This is a genomic window from Streptomyces sp. NPDC054863, assembly GCF_053610825.1.
On sequence record NZ_JBSGZD010000142.1, the window covers coordinates 1 to 19256 of the forward strand.

Sequence of the window (19256 nt, forward strand, 5' to 3'; positions counted from 1 at the left end):
CCCCCCGGATCATGGTCAACAAGGGGGGGAAGTCATGCCGGTCCCGGAGGCCGGAAGCTCCGTTGCGGAGCCAACGAAAACGGTAATGGGGGGGGGACGCCTCCGCCCTCGGAGCCACCGGCCCTCGCCCGGGGGATGCTTCGCCCCCGAGACTCAGCCCTCCAGCAACCGCTGCCCCACGTACTCGCCCTGGCGCGGTCCGCCCGGCACCGCGAACAGTCCGCTCGCCTCGTGCCGGAGGAACTTCGACAGCGCGTCCCCCCGGTCGAGCTTCCGCTGCACCGGCACGAACCCGCGCTGCGGGTCCGCCTGCCAGCAGATGAACAGCAGCCCCGCGTCCGGCACCCCGTCCGCCGAGATGCCGTCGTGGTACGAGAACGGGCGGCGCAGCATCGCCGCGCCCCCGTTCTGCTCGGGCGCCGAGATCCGGGAGTGCGCGTCGGAGGCGATGATCAGCTTGCCGTTCGGGCCCACCTTCTGGAGATCGGGCTCGGTGAACTCGTCGCCGCCGGTCAGTGGGGCGCCGTCCTTCTTGCGCCGCCCGATGACCGCCTCCTGATCGCCCCGCGGCAGCTTCTCCCAGTCGTCGAGGAGCATGCGGATGCGCCGTACGACGGCGTACGAGCCGCCTGCCATCCACTCCTGCCCGGCCGGGCCGCCGCTCTCCGGCACGAAGAGGCGCTTGTCGAAGTCGGGATCGGAGGGCTTCGGATTGCCCGTCCCGTCCACCTGGCCCATCAGATTGCGGGTCGTCATCGGGGCGGCGGTCGCGCCGGGCGAGCGGTTGAAACCGTTCATCTGCCAGCGCACCCGGGCCGCCTCGCCCGCCTCCTGCTGCACGGCGCGCAGCGCGTGGAAGGCGACCAGCGCGTCGTCGGAGCCGATCTGCACCCAGAGATCGCCGTTGCTGCGGCGCGCGTCGAGGTGGTCGGAGGAGAAGTCGGGCAGCGGGTCAAGCTCCACCGGGCGCCTCGCGGCCAGGCCCGTACGGTCGAAGAAGGTCCTGCCGAAGCCGAAGGTGACGGTGAGGGAGGACGGCCCGGCGTCGAACGCGACCCCGGTGTCGGCGCCGGCCAGCGACCTGCCCGCCATCAGCTGCTTCGCCACCTCCGACCAGCGGCGCAGCAGTGCCATGGCCTCCTTGCGGCCCGACCCGGGAGCAAGGTCGAAGGCGATCAGATGGCCGCGGGCCTGAAGCGGAGTGGTGATTCCGGCCTGATGTTTCCCGTGAAACATCTCCTCGGCCGTACCGACGGAGGTCAGCGCGCCCGGGCCGTCGTCGGCCGAGTCCCCCCGGAGCGCGGAGGCGGCGCCCGCGCCGCCCGCCGCACCCAGGACGAGCCCGGCGGCTCCGGCCGCGCCCGCGGTGCCGATCAGCCGACGCCGCGAAATGCCGGAGGCCGCCTCGGAAGAGTTCCCGGCCGAGCTCTCGGGGGAGTTCTTGGGCGAGCTCTCGGGCGAGTTCTTGGAAGAGGAAGAGGAAGGGGTGTCGGTCACGCCGGTCAGCCGATCTTGACGTTCTGGTTCACGGTCACTTGGTCGATGTCGGAGGTCCGGATCGTCACTTCGATCTTCCACGTTCCGGCCATCGGGATCTGCACGCCGCTCGCACTCCAGTGTCCGGGCGCGAGCTTGTCGGGCACCGCGGGCAGCGGGCCGATCTGCTTGTCCTCGTTGGTGAAGTCGACCTTCAGCTCGGGGGCGTCCACCGGCTTGTTGTCCGGCGAGTTCGCCCAGACGTGCAAGGCGTTGCTGCCGGTGCGGCCGGGGGTGACCTGGAGGCGGATGGTTCCCTTGCCGCCCTCGCCGCCGGTGTCGAAGGGCATGTTCAGGTCGACGGGACGGTTCGGCACCGCGGGGGCGGCAGCACTGCCGCGGCCCGCCTCCTTGAGTTCCGTACGACCCGGTTCGGTGCTGGTCAGGACCGTGGTGACGGCGAGCAGCACGACCGCGACCCCGGCCTCCAGGAGTACGGAGCGGCGCAGCCCCGACCGCTCAGGGTCGGCGTCGCGGACCCGCTTGGCGCGGACGGTACTCATCGCGGCCTGCTGCCGGGCGAGCTGGGCGGCGCGCTGGGGGTCGGCGGGCACGGTCCCCGGCTCGGGCTGCACCCGCTGTGGTGTCTTCCGCCCCTCTACGCCCTTGCGTCCCTCTACGCCCTTGCGTCCCTCTGCCGCCTTCCGTCCCTCCCGTGCTGCCAGTACGGCCTCCGCCTCGGCCTCCGGGGCCGCGCCCTCCGCCATCCGCCCGGTCCACCGGCGCGAGAACCAGGCTCCCGCGACCATGACCGCGACCAGCGCGATCTTCGCGAGCAGCAGCTGTCCGTACGTCGTGTCGACGAGCGCCTTCCAGGAGCCGAGCTGCCGCCAGGACTGGTAGACACCGGTCACGACGAGCACGGCGACCGATCCGAAGGCGAGGCGGGAGAAGTTCCGTACCGCGCTGCGTTCCAGGGCGGGCGACCGGTAGAGGGCGACCAGCAGTGCGGCCAGGCCGCCCAGCCAGGCGGCGACCGCCAGCATGTGGAGCACGTCCACGGGCATGGCGAGGCCCGCCTGGATGCCCGTCGAAGCGTGCTCGGACATGGCCCAGGTGGCGGCGATGCCCGCCGCGACGACCCCGCCGCCGAGGGCGAGGCCGAAGGTGAGGTCCTTCCGCGAAAAGTCCTCGTCCCCGTCCTCGTCCCCGTCGTCGCTGTCGCCGGTGCTGGCGCCGTCGGCGCCGTCGGCGCCGGTCTTCTTCGCGTACGCCCCGAACAGGACGGCCACGAACAGCGCCGCCGCGCCGAGCAGCAGCAGCCGCGACACCAGCGCCGCACCGGTCTTGGTGGTCAGCACGGCCTTGAGCGCGGCCAGGTCGAAGATCCCCGACAGCTCACCGGAGCCGGTGTACGGGGCCCGCAGCAGCAGCATCGACAGCGTCGCCGCGGCCAGCACCAGCCAGCCGCGCACCACCAGCCGCTGCATCGGCCGCTCGGCCGCACCCCGCCGCCAGCAGGCCAGTACGAAGGTCGCGCCGCCGACGAGCACGATGAACCCGGCGTAGGCGGCGTACCTGGCGATGCCGTAGAGCACGCCGACCGCGCCGCCCCCGGCCTCCTGGGACGGCAGGGTGACGCTGCTCTTCGAGGGGGCGCCGATGGAGAAGGTCTGGGCGCCCGAGATGGGGTGGCTGTCGGCGGAGACGGCCTGCCAGGCGACGGTGTAGGTGCCGTCGGGCAGCCCGCTGTGCAGCGCGACGCCGTACTTGATGGCGTCTCCGCTGCACAGGTCGAGGACCTCGCCGGTGTCGGCGCGCTTGCCCGACGGGTCGAGGACGCGGATGGCGTCCTCGCCGAGCGAGATCTGCTCGGAGAAGTTGAGGGTGACGTTCTTGGGGGCGGTGGCGAGCACCGCCCCGTCCTTCGGGTTGCTGTCGGTGAGCGCGGCGTGCGCGGCGGCAGGGCCGATGCCCGCGAGCAGCGCGCCGAACAGGGCGACGGCCACGAGCAGTACACGTACTGCTGCGGTGGTCGCCGGATTCCGGTCGACCGTACTGGTCGCCGGAGCCCCGGTGGCCGAGCAGGCCGGCGGGGTCCCGAAGCGCGGGGCGGTGTCCGTCATGGTGTGGTCTCAGCCCCTCAGTGGTGCTGCTGCGGGTTGTGGGTGGCGGCCTCCACCGGCATGTCGACCTTGACGGTGCCGGCCTTCTCGAAGTGCAGCTCGACGGCGACCTTGTCGCCCTTCTTCGGCTTCTTCTTCACGTCGAGGAACATGATGTGGCTGCCGCCGCGCTTGAGGTCGAGCTTGCCGCCCGCGGGCACGTCGAAGGACTTCACCTCCTGCATCTTTCCGTCCTTCGTCGTCTCGTGGATCTCCGCCTTGCCCGCGAAACCGGCGGCGGTGACGGACGTCAGCCTGTCCGCGACCGTGCCGCTGTTCTTGACGGTGAGGAAGCCGCCCGCCATGTCGGCCATGGCGGGTTCCGGCATGAAGGCGCCGGTGACTTCGAGCCCCGGCTTGCTGTCCGCCGCCGGAGCCGTCGTCTTCGCGCCGGCGGTCTTGTCGGCGGAGTCGCCGTTGCAGCCGGTGAGCGCGAGCGAGCCCGCGAGGGCTATGGCGGCGAGGGCAGTGAGGCGGGTGGTGCGGGTGGTGCGGGTGGTGCGGCGGTTCACGGGGTTTCTCCCTTGACGATCTTCGGGAGATCGGCGGTGTAGTCGTCGGGGGTGGCCTGGTCGGTGTAGAGCAGATAGCCGGCGTCGGTCTTCGGCGAGAACGCGATGACCTGCTTGGTGTGCATCGAAACGAACTTGCCGTCCTTGTCCTTCGTGGTCGGCTCGATGCTGACGCCCAGCTGTCGCGCCCCGGCCTGGATGGTCGGGAAGTCACCGGTCAGCCCGATGAAGTCCGGGGTGCCCGAGCCCTTGAGCCACTTGCCGAGTTCCTTCGGAGTGTCCCGTTCCGGGTCGGTGGTGACGAAGACGACCCGGAGCTTCTCCTGGTCGGCCTTGGGGAGCTTCTTGTAGGCGACCGCGATGTTGCTCATCGTCAGCGGGCACACGTCGGGGCAGTGGGTGTAGCCGAAGTAGATGAGCGTCGGCCTGCCCTTGGTGGCCTCCCGCAGGTCGTACTCCTTGCCGTTCGTGTCCTTCAGGACCAGGTTCGGCTTGGTGTACGGACGGTCGAGGACCGTCGCGGCCTTCGTCTTGGTCGGCGGAGCCTCGGAGAGCGGCTGGTTGCCGTCCTTGGCCGGGGCGTCGCTGCCGCCGCACGCGGACAGGGTGAGCGTGGCCGCGGCGACGAGGGCCGCCGCGACCAGCACATTCTTCTTCTTACGCATGGAACGCATGGAACGCATGGAAGTCCTGGAGCTTGAGGAAGGGGTGGGTCAGGCGGCGCGGCGGCGGCCGGCGAGAACACCGAAGGCCACACCCGCGACACCCACGATGATGCCTACGATGCCGAGCACCCGGGCAGTGGTGTCACTGCTGTCGGCCGCGGCGGTCTTCTTGCCGCTGTCGTCGCCCTTGGCGGCCGAGGCCGCCTTGCCGTCGGCCTTGTCGCCGCCGGCCGGAGCGGCGCCGTGCCCGTCGCCCGCGGGCGCGGTCAGCTTGAGGACGGGCGCCGGGGACTTCGGCTCCGGCTGCCCCTCCTTGGGCTCCTCGATCCAGCGGACGACTTCCTTGTTGTCGTACGTCTGAACGGCCTTCAGCACGAGCTGGTCGGCATCCTCGGGGAGCTGGCCGAGCGAGAGCGGGAACTGCTGGAACTCACCGGGGCCGACCTTGCCGCCGGTCCAGGTGATCTTCTCGACGGCTTCCTTGATCTCCTTGCCGTGCACCTTCAGCGGCTTGTCGAGCGTCGTCTTCTTGACTTCGACGGTCCAGCCGGGGATGGGCTGCGGCATCACGGAGGTGAGCGGGTGGTCCTTGACCGGGAAGGTCACTTCGAGCTTCACGGTCGAGGCGTTGTCGCGCTCGTTGGGGACCTTGATGTTGACGGTGGCGTAGCCGCCCTTGGCGGCCGGGCCGACGGGCTGCACGCTGACGTGCGCGAAGGCGGGCCCGGCGAGCAGCAGCACGGACGCCGTGGAGGCGACGCCGACGGCGGCGAGACGGGACAGACGGGTGGTACGACGGATTGCGGTCATGGCTGTGAACCCCACAAGTCGGAAGCGAATCGGGTGGAGGGCACACCTCTTCGAGGCGCACCGGATCCGCGACCCGCTCCTGTCCTGCCGTACGAGTCTCTTGCGATACGAGTCTCTTGTCGTACGAGTACGAGGGGGGCCGCGTCAGGCGATGAGGGCGTACGCCGACGAGGGCGGCCCGCGCCTGCTCACCGAGTGCTGCAGCGCCCGCCCCTCCAGCCGCACCGGGGTGCGGAAGGCCGCAGGCACTGTGCGCGGCCCGCCCGAAGGGACTCCCAGGAGCCCCGACAGCAGGGCGTGCACGAGCGTGAGCGCGGCGCGCAGGGACCGTACGAGCGCCCCTGCCGTGACTTCCTCCGCGCCGTACGCGGAGAGTCGGCCGAGCCGCCGCAGCGCGAGGTCGCCGTGCCGCAGCAGCCAGCCCGTGGCGAGTGCCGCCAGGAGGTGACCGAGCAGCATGGGGAGGCTGGGGACCAGTGAGTGCAGACAGTCGGCCGCCGTACCGGCACCGTCCTGTCCGCCACCCGTACCGACATTGCCGTAGGCGTTGTACGCCGCGGGCATGCCGTGGGCCGTGTGCGCACCGGCCGCCGTGCCGGACGCGGGGCCGAGCCCCGCAGCGGCCACGATGTCGCGTGCCTCGGCCTCGTCGAGCCCCGTGGCACCGCCGCACATGAGGCTGGCGGCGAGCGGGCCCAGCGGGCCCTGGCCGCCGCCGGCTCCGGGTGCCGCGTGGTTCTGGCCGAGCCCGAACAGGACGTGCAGCCCGAGCTGTCCCGCGGTCAGCGCGAAGGTGATCGAGGGCAGCGAACGCGCCCGTCCGGCCAGCGGTGCGGCCAGCACGAACACCGCGGCGAAGGCCACGGCGAGCGTCCACCACGGCACGGTCGCCGTGGAGCCCAGCACGTGTCCCGTCGCGGACAGCACGACGCAGACCGCGGCGAACACCGCGGCCCTGGCGAGTCGCGTGGCGACCCGGCTGTGTGCGTCGCGTGAGGCGACCGGCTGTGACATGGCGGAGCCATCATCGCACTGCGGTCCCGTACCGGACCCGGCAGGTCCGGAAGCTCCCTATGGTCCGTTACGTCACGGGGGCGGGCCGTCGGCACGGCCCGTCGCCGGCCTTGAACGCGGTCCCGCATACACCGGCGCGCAGGGAGCGCACATCCGCCGAATGAGCGCTCTCACACCCAGAACTGGCTTACGGGCCGTCACTTGCGGCAATACGTAGTCGTATGTCGAGTCGCAGCCAGGAGGCTGGAGCATGAGCATCTGGTGGTCACTCCACTTGCGAAGGGAAGCTTCGAGCGTTCCGCTCGCCCGCCGCCTTCTGCTCGGCGCCATGGAGAGCGCGGGTGTCGACCCGGACGTTTCCTACGACCTGTCGGTCGCGCTCAGCGAGGCCTGTGCGAACGCGGTCGAGCACGGCGGCGACCACACGTCGGGGCCGCGCTCCGCCGAGTACCGGGTGACGGCGTACCTGGACGGCGAGAAGTGCAGGATCGAGGTCACCGACTCGGGCCCCGGCTTTCCTTCCGTACGGCGTCGCGGCCCGGCCGCGCAGCCCGTGGCGCACACCCGCGAGAGCGGCCGAGGTCTCTGTCTGATCGAGCAGCTCGCCGACCACGTGCACTTCCGGAACCGGCCGGGCCGGGGCGCGGTGGTGAGCTTCGACAAGATCCTGAAATGGCGCGAGGGCGCGCTGCTCCAGGCGTCCTGACGGACCCCGGGCAACGCGCCCCCGAACCCACGGGCCGAAACCCCTGGGCGCACAGGCCTACTTGGCCCTACTTGGCCTTGGTCGCCGCCATCCATGCCTCGACCTCGTCGGAGCGGCGCGGCAGCGCGGCCGACATGTTCCGGTTGCCGTCCTCGGTGACCAGGATGTCGTCCTCGATGCGGACGCCGATGCCCCGGTACTCCTCCGGCACGGACAGGTCGTCCGCCTGGAAGTACAGGCCGGGCTCGACGGTCAGGCAGACGCCCGGCTCCAGCGTGCCGTTGACGTACGCCTCGGTGCGCGCGGCGGCGCAGTCGTGGACGTCCAGGCCGAGCATGTGGCCGGTGCCGTGCAGGGTCCAGCGGCGCTGCAGGCCCAGCTCCAGGACCTTCTCGACCGGGCCCTCGACGAGGCCCCACTCGACGAGCTTCTCGGCGAGCACGCGCTGCGATGCGTCGTGGAAGTCGCGGTACGCGGCGCCGGGCTTGACCGCCGCGATGCCGGCCTCCTGGGCCTCGTACACCGCGTCGTAGATCTTCTTCTGGAGCGGCGAGAAGGTGCCGTTGATCGGCAGCGTGCGCGTGACGTCGGCGGTGTAGAGGGTGTGGGTCTCCACGCCGGCGTCGAGCAGCAGCAGGTCGCCGGAGCGGACGTCGCCGTCGTTGCGCACCCAGTGCAGGGTGGTGGCGTGCGGGCCTGCGGCGCAGATCGAGCCGTAGCCGATGTCGTTGCCCTCGACGCGGGCGCGCAGGAAGAACGTGCCCTCGATGTAGCGCTCGGAGGTGGCCTCGGCCTTGTCGAGGATCTTCACGACGTCTTCGAAGCCGCGCACGGTGGAGTCGACGGCCTTCTGCAGCTCGCCGATCTCGAACGCGTCCTTCACCACGCGTGCCTCGGAGAGGTAGACGCGCAGCTCGGCGTCGGTCTCGGCGGTGACCTTGTCGGCGAGGGCGGCCTCGATGCCCGCGTCGTGCCCCCGGACGTTGCGCACCCGGCCGGTGGCCTCGCGCAGCGCCTCGGGCAGCTCGCGGACGTCCTTGGCGGGCAGGCCCAGGAGCTGCTCGGCCTCGGTGAGGGAGTGCCGGCGGCCGACCCACAGCTCGCCCTGGCCGTCGAGCCAGAACTCGCCGTTCTCCCGGTTGGAGCGGGGCAGCAGGTAGATCGTCGCGTCGTGCCCGGTCTCGGTGGGCTCCAGGACCAGGACGCCGTCCTGGGTCTGGTCACCGGTCAGGTACGCGTACTCGGTGGAGGCGCGGAAGGCGTACTCGGTGTCGTTGGAACGGGTCTTGAGGTTGCCCGCGGGGATCACCAGGCGCTCGCCGGGGAAGCGCGCGGAGAGCGCGGCGCGGCGGGCGGCGGTGTGCTGCGCCTGCGCGATCGGCTCCAGGCCGTGCAGCTCGGTGTCGGCCCAGCCGGACTTCATGCTCTCGGCGAGCTCGTCGGACACACCCGGGTACAGCCCGTTCTTACGCTGCTTGATGGGCTCTTCCTCGGTGGCAGTGACCTCTGCGGACTCGCCGTCCACGATTTCCGGGTTCTCCGGCTTGAGCTCCTCAGACACGACACGTCTCCTCATACGACACAGGGCCAGGGGTTTCCCGCCTCCTGGCCCTCCATCGTATGTCCGTGCGCACAGGCGGTCCCCAGCCTGTGGATAACTGTGAGAAATCAGTCTCCCGCCGAGGCCGGGGGCGCTGTGGGGCCTCAGTCGAACCGCGCCGCGAGCAGCACGATGTCCTCCGCGGGGCCCGCCTCGTCCAGCCCTTCCGGGAACACCGTCCGCAGCACGTGGTCGGCGATCGCGCCCGGGTCGTCGCGGATCGACTTCGGCACACCGGCCGCCGCCGCGTGCAGCCGGGCGAAGGCCCGGTCCATCGGGTCGCCGGTACGGTGCAGCAGCCCGTCGGTGTAGAGCAGCACGGTTTCGCCCGGGTGCGGGCTGATCTCCACGCTGGGCGCCTCCCAGCAGGACAGCATGCCCAGCGGCGCCGACAACGAAGTCTCCGCGTACTCGGTGCGCCGCTCGCCGACGATCAGCGGCGGGCTGTGACCGGCTCCGGCCAGCACGATCTTCCGCTTGGCAGGTTCGCAGTACGCCAGCAGGGCGGTGGCCGAGCGCGCCGGCTCGGTCAGCCGCATCAGGAGCTCCAGGTCGGACAGGACGGCGACCGGGTCCTCGCCCTCCATCACGGCGTACGCCCGCAGGCTCGCCCGCATCCGGCCCATGGCGGCGGTCGCGCCGGGGCCCGACCCGGTGACCGAGCCGACGGCCAGGCCGAGCGCTCCCTCGGGCAGTGCCAGCGCGTCGTACCAGTCGCCGCCGCCGAGCGGCCCCGTGCGGTGCCGTACGGCCAGCTGCACGCCGGGCACCCGGGGCAGTCGGCCGGGCAGCAGCTCCTCGACGAGCATCGCCACGCGCGCGCGTGCCCGCTCCAGCTCCAGGAGCCGGGAGAGGTGCTCGGAGGCGTACCGGATGTAGAGGCCGACCAGGTGGCGTTGGCGTTCGGTGGGTTCGGCGGGCTCGTCGTAGAACCACACGACCGCACCCAGGCGGCCCGAGGGGCCGGTCAGCGCGAGCGCGTAGCTGGCGGCGTAGCCGAGGCGGGCGGCGACCTCGCGGTGCAGTGGGTCCAGGCCTTCTTCGTGGAGCAGGTCGGGGCTGGAGCCCCCGCTCTCCGTGTCCTGGCCGCTCCCGGCGGTCCCGTCGAGGATGCGTCCGTACAGGGTCGCGCCGCGCGGCACCGTCTCGATGTGGCCGAGATCGGCGTGTGCGAGGCCGAGGCCCACGGTGCTGGTGGGGCCGAGGCCGTCGGCCGGCTCCAGGGCCGCGAGGCCGCGGCGGGCCCCGACGAGGGCGGCGCCCGCGCGCACGACCTCGTGCAGCGCCTCGTCGAGTGCACCGGTGCCCACCAGGCGTTCGGTGAGTTCGTGAAGGGTCGTCAGGTCGGAGACCCAGCCTGCCAGCCGGTCCTGGATCACTGCTCCCGCAGGCGCGGGAGTCTGCGCGGGGGGTGGAACCAGAGGATCGATTCCAGCCACTTTCGGGACGTTCGGGGCGCTCATGTCAGCCGGCTTTCCGCCTGGTGCGATTCGCTCAATAGCATCGCAAACCCCCATGTCATTCTGCGCCGCTATCAATGGATCCACATCTACACGCAGATGTAAGGCGATGTCCAGCATTGTCATCCCGGGATTCACGGTGTCCCTGAGGAAACTGAGGAAAGCCAACTTGGCGCGAAAATGCACTCGGCGCAAGACTTTTGCGGTCGACTGAGGCCGCTCGACAGCGCGTCATATCAGCCGTGCTGGGTATCTGACTCCGTGATGACCGGGGGACTGCGGCCGTGCTGCCGTCGACCCGGAACCCGGCGGCGGGCGCGAGCGTCCTATCCGCTGTGGGCCCGGCACGGTCCCCGAGCGGCGGGGAAGCACAGGGAAAGCACCACCGGAAGCTCTGGCGACGTCCCACGGGACGGGTAAGCGCCTCGTGCGCGCCACCCCCCGCCAGCTCCGCGCTCGGCCCCCAAGGGGTTGCCGTACCGCAGTCTGTTCAGTGTCCAAGCACGCAGTGAAGTGATGCACACATGGTGCGATGTGGACCTCGGCGTTCAACGGAAAGGAACGAGCGCTCATGCGCGAGATCCCCGGAAGGCGACGCAGGCCCCGGTTCCGGCGAAGTGAGCGGCCCGCCCCACCCGGTACGGCGCTGACCTGCGCCACCGTGTGGCAGTGGCCGGTCCTCCCGGGCGTGGGCCTAGCCCCGGAAGGTGGCCGCGGCGGTGCGGCCCAGGGCTGCGCCTGCCCCGATCCCGAGTGCGTGGTGCCCGGCGCGCACCCCTTCGACCCCGGCCTGCTGGCGGCCACCACGGACGCGCGCATGGTGCGCTGGTGGTGGGAGAAGCGCCCGGACGCGCCGGTCGTGCTGGCCACCGGGGGCGACGCCCCCTGTGCGCTCAGCCTCCCGGCACTCGCCGGCGCACGGGCGCTGGTGGCGCTGGACCGGATGGGCGTGCGGCTGGGCCCGGTCGTGGCGACGCCCACCCGGTGGTCGCTGCTGGTGGCCCCGTACTCCCTGGAGCGGCTCGGCGAGCTGCTGTACGCGAAGGACCGCGTCCCCTCCTCCTTGAGGTTTCACGGGGGTGGCGGCTATCTGGTGCTGCCCGCCTCGCAGACCGGTGCGGGACCGGTGCGGTGGGAGCGGGAGCCCGCCGCGGGCCGCGACGGGCAGCCGTGGCTGCCGGACGTGGAGACGGTGCTGGACGCCCTGGTGACGGCGAGCAGCGGCGCTCCGGACGGCGGAAGCAGGCTCGCGTACTGACGCGCCGCCGGTGAGCGAACACCTGCGTGCGCCGAGTGAACACCTACGTGCCTCACTCGTAAGGGTGCGAGACGGCGCGAGTTCAGCGGAATTGGGCGCGCGGCCGACAAGGCACGCGCCATCCGTCGATATCTTCGGCCCACCGTCACGAATTTCCCGGCAGTTGACAGGTGGGGGCTCCCCTTGAATATCCGCATGATCGGGCTTTCGGCCGTCGTGGTGTTCACCGTTCTGCTGCCGCTGGCAGTGGCGTCGGCAGGGCCTGCGGGTTCGGAAGGGGAGGGAGTCGACCCGGCGGAGGGTGTGCCCGCCTCCGTAACGGACGATCAGAAGGCACGGCAGAGCGGGAAAGCTTTGTCAGGACAAACTCCGGGTCTCGTGGCGGAGCTGCGGACCGGGCTGCCGGGGCGTACGCACGCACAGTGCGGCCCCGAGGTGGCCTCTCCCGAGGGTGTCGAGGCGCAGACCTGTGTACTGGCGGAAGGGCGCGACACCTGGGCGCGTACGTACTACCGGAACGCGACGGGGGGAGAACTGGACGCCGTGCTCGCCCTCATGGGCCCTGCCGGGCGCACCGTACGGATGCACTGCGCGGTGGGTGCGGGCGACGAGCCGGGGTCGTGCGAGACGCCGCACGAGCAGGAGGGCGGAGGGGGCGCCGGGACGGGGAAGGCCGAGCCGTGGAAGTACACGGCGGTTTCGGAATTCGCGGCCCCGGACGAGGGCCCGCTGCTGTTGCGGTCCGGAAGCAACTCGGCCGCTCCCGCTGCCCGTTGACAGGGGCGGGAAAGTGAAAGGCCCGATCGCTGGCGACGGGGGATGCACCAGCGACCGGGCTCCTAGAACGGTAACAAGAGATCTGCTGTTCGCAAATTCGATCTCCTGTATTCAGACAGGGATTTACCCGTCAGTACGGGGAGTTGTGACCGGAGTCACCATGTCCCCTCCGTCCCGTTGTGCGACGTGCAACGGCGGCACTCAGCTGAGGGTCACCTGACGGTTGGTGAGGCCGCCGCGAGAGCGGCGCTCCTCGGCCGTCAGCGGTGCGTCGGAGGCGAGAGCGGTGGCGAGCCGCTCGGCGAATTCGGCGGCCGGCTTCTCGCACTCCTCGGCCGTCATCGCGCTCGGCAGGTCCCAGACCGGGACGATGATTCCGTGCGCCCGGAACGAGCCGACGAGACGGGTGTCGTCGCCGAGCGAGGAGTCGCCCGCGGCATGCAGCCGGGCCAGCGCGTCGAGGAGCTTCTCCTCGGGGTGCGGCATGGCCCACCGCAGGTGGTTCTTCTCCGGCGTCTCGCACCAGTAGGCGGCGTCCACGCCCGTCAGCCGTACGGTCGGGATGGCGGCGGCGTTGGCGCGCTCCAGCGAGGCGGTGACCTCGGCGGAGGCGTTGGCGCTGTCCGGCACCCAGAACTCGAAGCCCGTGTGCACGTCCGGCGCGAACGCGGCGTCGGGGTCGAGCAGGTCCTGGAGACGCGGTCCGTCGGAGGGCGCCTTGGCGGCGGCGACCGGGTTGCCGGGCTCGGCGGACAGCGCCCTCTTGAGGGTGTCGGCGAGGTCGCGGCTCAGGTCGCCGGACGGGGTGTCGTTCTGCAGGCCGAGGAGTACGGAACCGTCCTCGCGGCGCAGCGCCGGCCAGGCCATCGGCAGGACGGTCGCGAGCGTGACGGAGGGGACCCCCTCGGGCAGCCCGCCCTTGAGCTTCAGCTCGACCGTCGCGGCCGGGACCAGCTCGCGCAGGGCGACCCAGTCGCACTCGCCGGCCAGGCCGTCGAAGGGGCGCTGGACCAGCTCGGTCACGGCGTGCGACGCGGCGCGGCCGTGGCACGCCTTGTAACGGCGGCCGGAACCGCACGGGCAGGGCTCACGCGCCCCGACCACCGGCACGGGCTCATTGCTGGTGGTCTGCGGCTTGGCGGCCTTGGTCTGCGGGCGCTTCTTGGCCATGCGTGCTTCTCCCCTTGCGGCAGTGCGGTGTCGGCGCGAGCCTAGCCGCAATGGGGAGCACGCCTCTCCGGACGCGTACACAGCCCCTCCGTACGTACACCGGCGCCTCTGTGTCCGTACGTCAGTGCGTCCGCGTCCGTACGTCCGCGACGCCGTGTCCGTATGCCCGGGTGTCGGTGTCCGTACGTCCGTGTCCCCGCGTCAGCCCAGTTCGTCGAAGGGAACGGCGAAGTCGAGCGACGGCGGAGCGACGCGCGTAGCGAAGTCGCTGTGCCGGTGGCCCCCTTCGAGGACCACCCAGACCGTCACCTCGCCGGACGCCCTGTCGTCCCGTACGCCCCAGTCCTGGGCGAGCGCGCTGATGATGTTCAGCCCGCGACCGCCCCGTGCGGTGACCGAGGGAGTGGCCGGGACCGGGCGGGTCGGACCGCCGCCGTCCGTCACTTCCACCGTCAGCCGACCTGCCTGGTCGACACCCCATGCGGCCCTGACGTCGCCGTCGCCCACCTCCGTCGCCGTGCCCAGTGGCCTGCCGTGCCGGCAGGCATTGCTGAGTAGTTCGGAAAGAATCAGAACTGCATCATCAACGACCGATTCGGACACCCCTTGTGTGTGCAACTCCGCACGCATCTGGTGTCTGGCCGCCCCCACGCCGGCAGGGCCATGCGGAATGGCCATGCACGACGACGTGGGCACCTCCTGTGCCTCCATCAACGCCACCCCCGAGACCTCCTTCGCCCCACGCCACGGTGTGAATTCCCCAATGGCCTGGACCGGAAACCGGCCAAGCGTTGGCCAATGATGCACTCGTAACGATCGAATACGGTACGGATGCGCCGGTGCACTCCCCGTAACGGGCCCCTGCAACGAAATGCGGGCTAGTCGCGGCCGAGCTGGGCGAGTACCTGTTTGGGGCGGTTGGTGATGATTGCTTCCACTCCGAGGCGTACGCACAGTTCGACGTCCTCCGGCTCGTTCACCGTCCAGACGTGCACCCGGTGGCCCGCGCGGTGCAGCCGGGCGATGTAGCCGGGGTGGTTGCGCACGATCCGCATGCCGGGGCCCGCGATCCGGGCGCCTGCCGGGAGCCGTCCGTCGCGCAGCCGGGGGGTCACGAACTGCATCAGGTAGACCGTCGGGATGGCCGGTGCGGCGAGGCTCACCCGGTGCAGCGAACGCGCCGAGAAGCTCATGATCCGTACCGGCGCAGGCGTGTCGGGTTCCTTGGGTGCACCGTCGAGACCGAACCGCTTCAGCATCTCCAGGAGCTTCTCCTCGACCTGGCCCGCCCACCGGGTGGGGTGCTTGGTCTCGATGGCCAACTGGAGCGGACGGCCGGCGTCCGCGACCAGCTCCAGGAGCCGTTCCAGAGTCAGTACGGAGGTGAGGTCGCCGCGGCCGGGGTCCCGGTCGGGGCGCTCGATGCTCTCCTCGCTCCCCTTCCAGGAGCCGAAGTCGAGGGCGGCGAGATCGGCCAGTTCGAGGGCGGAGACGGCGCCGCGGCCGTTCGACGTGCGGTTCACCCGGCGGTCGTGCACACAGACGAGATGGCCGTCGGCGGTCAGGCGCACATCGCACTCCAGGGCGTCCGCCCCGTCCTCGATGGCCTTCCGGTACGCGGCCAGGGTGTGCTCGGGCTCCTCCTCGGAGGCTCCGCGGTGGGCGACTACCTGGATGGTTTGCTGTCGTGCGTGGGTCACCGCGACATGGTGTCACCGACCTGGGGCAGGTGTACGCGAAGCAGTGCGGGGCGGAGGGCTTCCGCCTCTTCGAGGCTCTTTGAGGAGGCCTCGGGATGCGTCCCATTAGTCCGGAATAAAGGATGGCGGGCGGATGCACAGGTCCCGCTTACAGTGCTCTGACGTGCCGTGGGAAAAGCTGACGGCACACACTTGCACAGCGGGACAACGGACCCAGGCAATCCAGACAATGCAGACCCAGGACGACGTGGAACCGAGGAGAGAGCTGTGAGCACCGAGAACGAGGGCCCTGCGGTACCGGCCGCCCCGTCCGCACCGCCGCCGCCTCCCGCTCCGGCTCCGGTGGCGGAGCGGGGTGCACAGGAAGCCACGGCGGAGCTCCCGACGACACCGTCGGCCCCTGCGTCCGAGGCGGCTTCTGCGTCCGAGGCGGCTCCTGCCCCTGCGGCGACCCCTGCCTCTGCGCCGGCCCCTGCGGGCACGCCTGCTCCAGCTCCTGCCCCGGGCCCTGCTCCTGAGGCGGCGCAGCCTGTCGCGCAGCACGCCCCCTCGCAGCACGCCCCGGCGCCGCAGACTCCGGCGCCGCACGCCCCCGCACCGCACACCCCGGCACCGCACACCCCCGCGCCGCACGCCCCCGCACCGCACACCCCGGCACCGCACGCCCCCGCTCCGTACCCCGCCGCAGCCTGGCCGCCTCCTCCGCCGACGTTTCCCTCGTACGGCAACAGTGGCGGCGCCCACGGATACGGTCACGGCGCCCCCGGCAACAGTGGCGGCGGCGACAGTGGCGGCGGCGACCCCTGGGGTGCTCCCCCGGCCGCCGATGCCCCGAGCCCCAAGCGCAAGGGACGCGGCGGTCTGATCGCCGCCGTCCTGGTCGCCGCACTGGTCGCGGGCGGCGTGGGCAGTGGCGTCGGCTACTGGGCGGCGAACCGCGAGGCCAACTCCCCCGGCGGCTCCACCACCATCTCCGCCGCGGGCAACCCGCAGGACTTCAAGCGGGACCCGGGCAGTGTCGCGGGTGTGGCGGGCAAGGCGCTTCCCTCCGTCGTGACGATCGACGCGCAGAGCGGCAGCGGCGAGGGCGGCACCGGCACCGGCTTCGTCTACGACAAGCAGGGCCACATCCTCACCAACAACCACGTGGTCGCCTCGGCGGCCGAGGGCGGCGAACTGTCCGTCACGTTCTCCAACGGCAAGAAGTACGCCGCGGAGGTCGTCGGCCGGGCGCAGGGCTACGACGTCGCCGTCATCAAGCTGAAGAACGCGGGCGACCTCAACCCCCTCCCCCTCGGCGACTCGGACAAGGTCGTGGTCGGCGACTCGACGATCGCCATCGGCGCCCCCTTCGGTCTCTCCAACACCGTCACCACCGGCATCGTCAGCGCCAAGGACCGCCCGGTCGCCTCGGGCGACGGCCAGGGCAGCAAGGCGTCGTACATGAGCGCCCTGCAGACCGACGCCTCGATCAACCCGGGCAACTCCGGCGGCCCGCTGCTCGATTCGCGCGGCGCGGTCATCGGCATCAACTCGGCGATCCAGTCCGTCCCCAGCGGCGGGTTCGGCGGCGGCGGTGGTGGTGGCCAGTCCGGTTCCATCGGCCTCGGCTTCGCGATCCCGATCAACCAGGCCAAGACGGTCGCCCAGCAGCTCATCAAGACGGGCAAGCCGGTCTACCCGATGATCGGCGCGACGGTCGGGATGGCCGAGAAGGGCAACGGCGCCAGGATCGCCGACCAGGGCACAGGCAACACCCCCGCGGTGTCCCCCGGCGGCCCGGCCGCGGCGGCCGGCCTCAAGCCCGGCGACGTCATCACGAAGTTGGGGGACCGGGTCATCGACAGCGGCCCGACCCTGATCAGCGAGATCTGGACCCACAAGCCCGGCGACAAGGTCAAGCTGACCTACACGCGCGGTGGCAAGCAGTCCACAACAGAAGTAACCCTGCAGGCACGCGAGGGCGACGGCTGACCGGCTAGGCTGTCCTCGCGTCACCGCAGGTCGGTGGTGCGAGGGTGGGTTGCCCGAGCGGCCTAAGGGAACGGTCTTGAAAACCGTCGTGGCAGCGATGTCACCGTGGGTTCAAATCCCACACCCACCGCGGTAGTACGCCGAAGGGGCGTCCGGATCTTTCCGGGCGCCCCTTTCGCATGCGTGCTCCGTGCGTGCTTGGTGCGTGAATCGTGTGCTTCGTGCGTGCTCGGCGCGTGCTTCGTGCGTGAGTCGTGCGTGCTTCCTTCGTGCGTGAGTCCTGCGTGCTGCGTGTGTCGTGCGTGCGGGCAGTGGGCCGGTTGACGGCCGCTACGCGCGCGTGCCCGTGGTGAGGCGGGCCGCCGAGGCGATGGCGGAGCGGGCTTCCTGGGAGGTGAGGCCGGTCTGGAGGGCCGCCTCTATGAGGGCGTCGGTGAGGAGCTCGCCGATGCCGTTCTCGTACGCACGGCAGGCGGCCCAGAAGAGGCGGGTGTTGCGCTGGCCCTCCTGGGCGGCGCGTACGAATTCGACGAGGCCGCGGCCCCGGTCCGCCCCGGGTAACGGCGGTGGTGGGGGCCTGCGGTGGCCGCGCGGGCGCGGGGTCAGGAGGGTGAGGAGCGCGGGCGGGCAGGGGGCGGCCGGGAGGTGGGCGGTGCCGGGGGCCAGGCGGTAGACGCCGTGGGAGGTGAGGGAACCGGGGCCGACCAGGTAACCGCCGGCGCCCCGGACGTCGATGCCGGGGGCGAGGCGGCTCGCGGAATTGGGGACGGTGACGTCCGCAGGGCCGGTGAGCCAGAGGTGACGGCCGCCGGAGGGGGTCAGGACCGTGACCGTCGCCGGGACCGTGAACAGGTGTGTACGGGCGAGGTGTTGGAGGGCCGCGTCGGGGTCGGTGTCCGGCCTGGGGTCCAGGTCGATGCCGATCAGGTGGTGCGGGGGTCGGCCGCAGGCGATGCCGTAGCCGGTGGCCCAGGGGGCGGCGGCGAACAGGGCGCGGACGACGGCCGGGTCGGTCGACGCGTCGTGGACGCCGTGGCCGGGGAGGCCGCACTCGCCGCGGCAGGGCGGGGCAGGCGGGGCGGGCGGGGCGGGCAGGGCAGGCGGGGCAGGGCTGGAGGAAGGGGCGGGCGGGGGGTCGTGCGGGCCCGTGGCCGTGCGCTCGGCGTGGTGCGGGGAGCGCAGGGCCGGGAGTTTGGTCCGGGACAGGGGGATGACGGGGAGGCCCCGCTCCGCTGCGGAGAGGGCGTGTGCGAGGGCCAGGGTGGCGGTGAGCCGGTCTGGAGTGGCCATGCCTCCATAGTCGTACGAATGTTCGAACAAGGGAAGCGGGGAAAGTTGGCTGAAAAGCTGCCGGAACGGTTCCTCGCATGGGGCTACTGGGCTCCATGGGTCATTTGGCCGCTCCATGGGGGTTTTGGGGTGAGCTTGGGGGTTTATCGACAAATCCTCACGCTTGCGAGCGAATAAGGGCGTGGTGGGTGGTTCGCCGGGGATTCTGTGGGTGATTCTGATGCAGCGACGTCGTCACCACATCCGAGGCGGTCGGCCAACTTCCTCGGAATCAGCCGTACTTAACAGTTCCTGGAGGAATTGACATGGCAAGCATCCGTAACGCCCGCGTCATCGCCGCTGTCGCCGCGCTGCCCCTCGCCGCCGCCCTCTTCACGGGTGTGGCCGCTGCCGACAACGGCTCCTTCGCGGACGACGGATCGAACGCGACCGTTGCCACGCAGGCCGGCACCGGTGTCGGCGGCACGAACAACGGCAACTCCACCACCACGCAGCAGGTGGCGACCGGTGCCGGCGCCTCGAACCAGAACAACACCGCCAGCGTCAATGGCTCCGCCTGGACCGGGATCCAGCAGGGCAACGAGAACGTCGCGGTGAACTTCACCGAGCTCTGGTAGTACTGCGCGGCCTGATGGGGGTCTGTGCTGCGGGGTGAACGAATGCCTGTGCGGCGGTGCTT

Annotated in this window: 17 protein-coding genes and 1 tRNA gene; 6 read left to right on the top strand and 12 right to left on the bottom strand. The window is 71.3% G+C overall.

What is annotated here, in order from left to right:
• Window positions 1–153 precede the first annotated feature (153 nt).
• The 6 genes from efeB to ACWGIG_RS23240 form a co-directional block, all read right to left on the bottom strand.
• Window positions 154–1497: an iron uptake transporter deferrochelatase/peroxidase subunit gene (gene efeB / locus ACWGIG_RS23215; protein WP_453323559.1), complete on the bottom strand. Its 1344-nt coding sequence runs from the start codon at window positions 1495–1497 to the stop codon at window positions 154–156.
• A gap of 5 nt (window positions 1498–1502) precedes the next feature.
• On the bottom strand, window positions 1503–3602 hold the full coding sequence (locus tag ACWGIG_RS23220) for a copper resistance protein CopC (protein WP_453323560.1): 2100 nt from the start codon (window positions 3600–3602) through the stop codon (window positions 1503–1505).
• 17 nt (window positions 3603–3619) lie between these two features.
• Window positions 3620–4153, bottom strand: coding sequence for a copper chaperone PCu(A)C (locus ACWGIG_RS23225; RefSeq protein ID WP_453323561.1), 534 nt, complete (start codon window positions 4151–4153; stop codon window positions 3620–3622).
• Window positions 4150–4818, bottom strand: coding sequence for an SCO family protein (locus tag ACWGIG_RS23230; RefSeq protein ID WP_453323574.1), 669 nt, complete (start codon window positions 4816–4818; stop codon window positions 4150–4152). Before ACWGIG_RS23230 ends, ACWGIG_RS23225 begins: the two co-directional genes overlap by 4 nt.
• A gap of 48 nt (window positions 4819–4866) precedes the next feature.
• Window positions 4867–5628 (bottom strand): YcnI family copper-binding membrane protein, encoded by a 762-nt coding sequence (locus ACWGIG_RS23235; RefSeq protein WP_453323562.1) that lies wholly within the window; start codon window positions 5626–5628, stop codon window positions 4867–4869.
• A 144-nt stretch (window positions 5629–5772) separates the two neighbouring features.
• On the bottom strand, window positions 5773–6642 hold the full coding sequence (locus tag ACWGIG_RS23240) for a hypothetical protein (protein ID WP_453323563.1): 870 nt from the start codon (window positions 6640–6642) through the stop codon (window positions 5773–5775).
• A 250-nt stretch (window positions 6643–6892) separates the two neighbouring features.
• On the opposite strand from ACWGIG_RS23240, the gene ACWGIG_RS23245 reads away from it, so the two are divergent.
• Window positions 6893–7348, top strand: a complete 456-nt coding sequence (locus tag ACWGIG_RS23245) for an ATP-binding protein (protein WP_453323564.1) — start codon at window positions 6893–6895, stop codon at window positions 7346–7348.
• A 67-nt stretch (window positions 7349–7415) separates the two neighbouring features.
• Here the strand turns inward: ACWGIG_RS23245 and ACWGIG_RS23250 are convergent, their stop codons facing one another.
• On the bottom strand, window positions 7416–8909 hold the full coding sequence (locus tag ACWGIG_RS23250) for an aminopeptidase P family protein (protein WP_453323565.1): 1494 nt from the start codon (window positions 8907–8909) through the stop codon (window positions 7416–7418).
• Window positions 8910–9052: 143 nt separating this feature from the next.
• Window positions 9053–10528, bottom strand: a complete 1476-nt coding sequence (locus ACWGIG_RS23255; protein WP_453323575.1) for a PP2C family protein-serine/threonine phosphatase — start codon at window positions 10526–10528, stop codon at window positions 9053–9055.
• Between the two features lie 451 nt (window positions 10529–10979).
• On the opposite strand from ACWGIG_RS23255, the gene ACWGIG_RS23260 reads away from it, so the two are divergent.
• Complete coding sequence (locus ACWGIG_RS23260) at window positions 10980–11666, top strand: bifunctional DNA primase/polymerase (RefSeq protein WP_453323566.1); 687 nt, start codon at window positions 10980–10982, stop codon at window positions 11664–11666.
• Window positions 11667–11861: 195 nt separating this feature from the next.
• Complete coding sequence (locus ACWGIG_RS23265) at window positions 11862–12443, top strand: hypothetical protein (RefSeq protein ID WP_453323567.1); 582 nt, start codon at window positions 11862–11864, stop codon at window positions 12441–12443.
• A gap of 201 nt (window positions 12444–12644) precedes the next feature.
• Here the strand turns inward: ACWGIG_RS23265 and ACWGIG_RS23270 are convergent, their stop codons facing one another.
• The 3 genes from ACWGIG_RS23270 to ACWGIG_RS23280 form a co-directional block, all read right to left on the bottom strand.
• The gene (locus tag ACWGIG_RS23270) at window positions 12645–13613 is read right to left on the bottom strand and encodes a DUF5926 family protein (protein WP_453323568.1); all 969 of its coding nucleotides are present in this window, start codon (window positions 13611–13613) and stop codon (window positions 12645–12647) included.
• 201 nt (window positions 13614–13814) lie between these two features.
• The gene (locus ACWGIG_RS23275; protein ID WP_453323569.1) at window positions 13815–14420 is read right to left on the bottom strand and encodes an ATP-binding protein; all 606 of its coding nucleotides are present in this window, start codon (window positions 14418–14420) and stop codon (window positions 13815–13817) included.
• 71 nt (window positions 14421–14491) lie between these two features.
• Complete coding sequence (locus tag ACWGIG_RS23280) at window positions 14492–15313, bottom strand: glycerophosphodiester phosphodiesterase (protein WP_453323570.1); 822 nt, start codon at window positions 15311–15313, stop codon at window positions 14492–14494.
• Window positions 15314–15580: 267 nt separating this feature from the next.
• On the opposite strand from ACWGIG_RS23280, the gene ACWGIG_RS23285 reads away from it, so the two are divergent.
• Both ACWGIG_RS23285 and ACWGIG_RS23290 read left to right on the top strand, forming a co-directional pair.
• Entirely contained in the window at window positions 15581–17287 is a 1707-nt protein-coding gene (locus tag ACWGIG_RS23285; protein WP_453323571.1) for a S1C family serine protease, read from the top strand.
• 43 nt (window positions 17288–17330) lie between these two features.
• Window positions 17331–17417 (top strand) — tRNA-Ser (locus ACWGIG_RS23290).
• Window positions 17418–17617: 200 nt separating this feature from the next.
• On the opposite strand, the gene ACWGIG_RS23295 is transcribed toward ACWGIG_RS23290, so the two are convergent.
• Window positions 17618–18577 carry a bifunctional DNA primase/polymerase gene (locus ACWGIG_RS23295; RefSeq protein ID WP_453323572.1) on the bottom strand — a complete coding sequence of 320 codons (960 nt, stop codon included), beginning with the start codon at window positions 18575–18577 and terminating at the stop codon, window positions 17618–17620.
• Window positions 18578–18882: 305 nt separating this feature from the next.
• Here ACWGIG_RS23295 and ACWGIG_RS23300 point away from each other — a divergent pair, with 305 nt between their 5' ends.
• The gene (locus ACWGIG_RS23300; protein WP_453323573.1) at window positions 18883–19194 is read left to right on the top strand and encodes a hypothetical protein; all 312 of its coding nucleotides are present in this window, start codon (window positions 18883–18885) and stop codon (window positions 19192–19194) included.
• The last annotated feature ends 62 nt before the right edge of the window (window positions 19195–19256 follow it).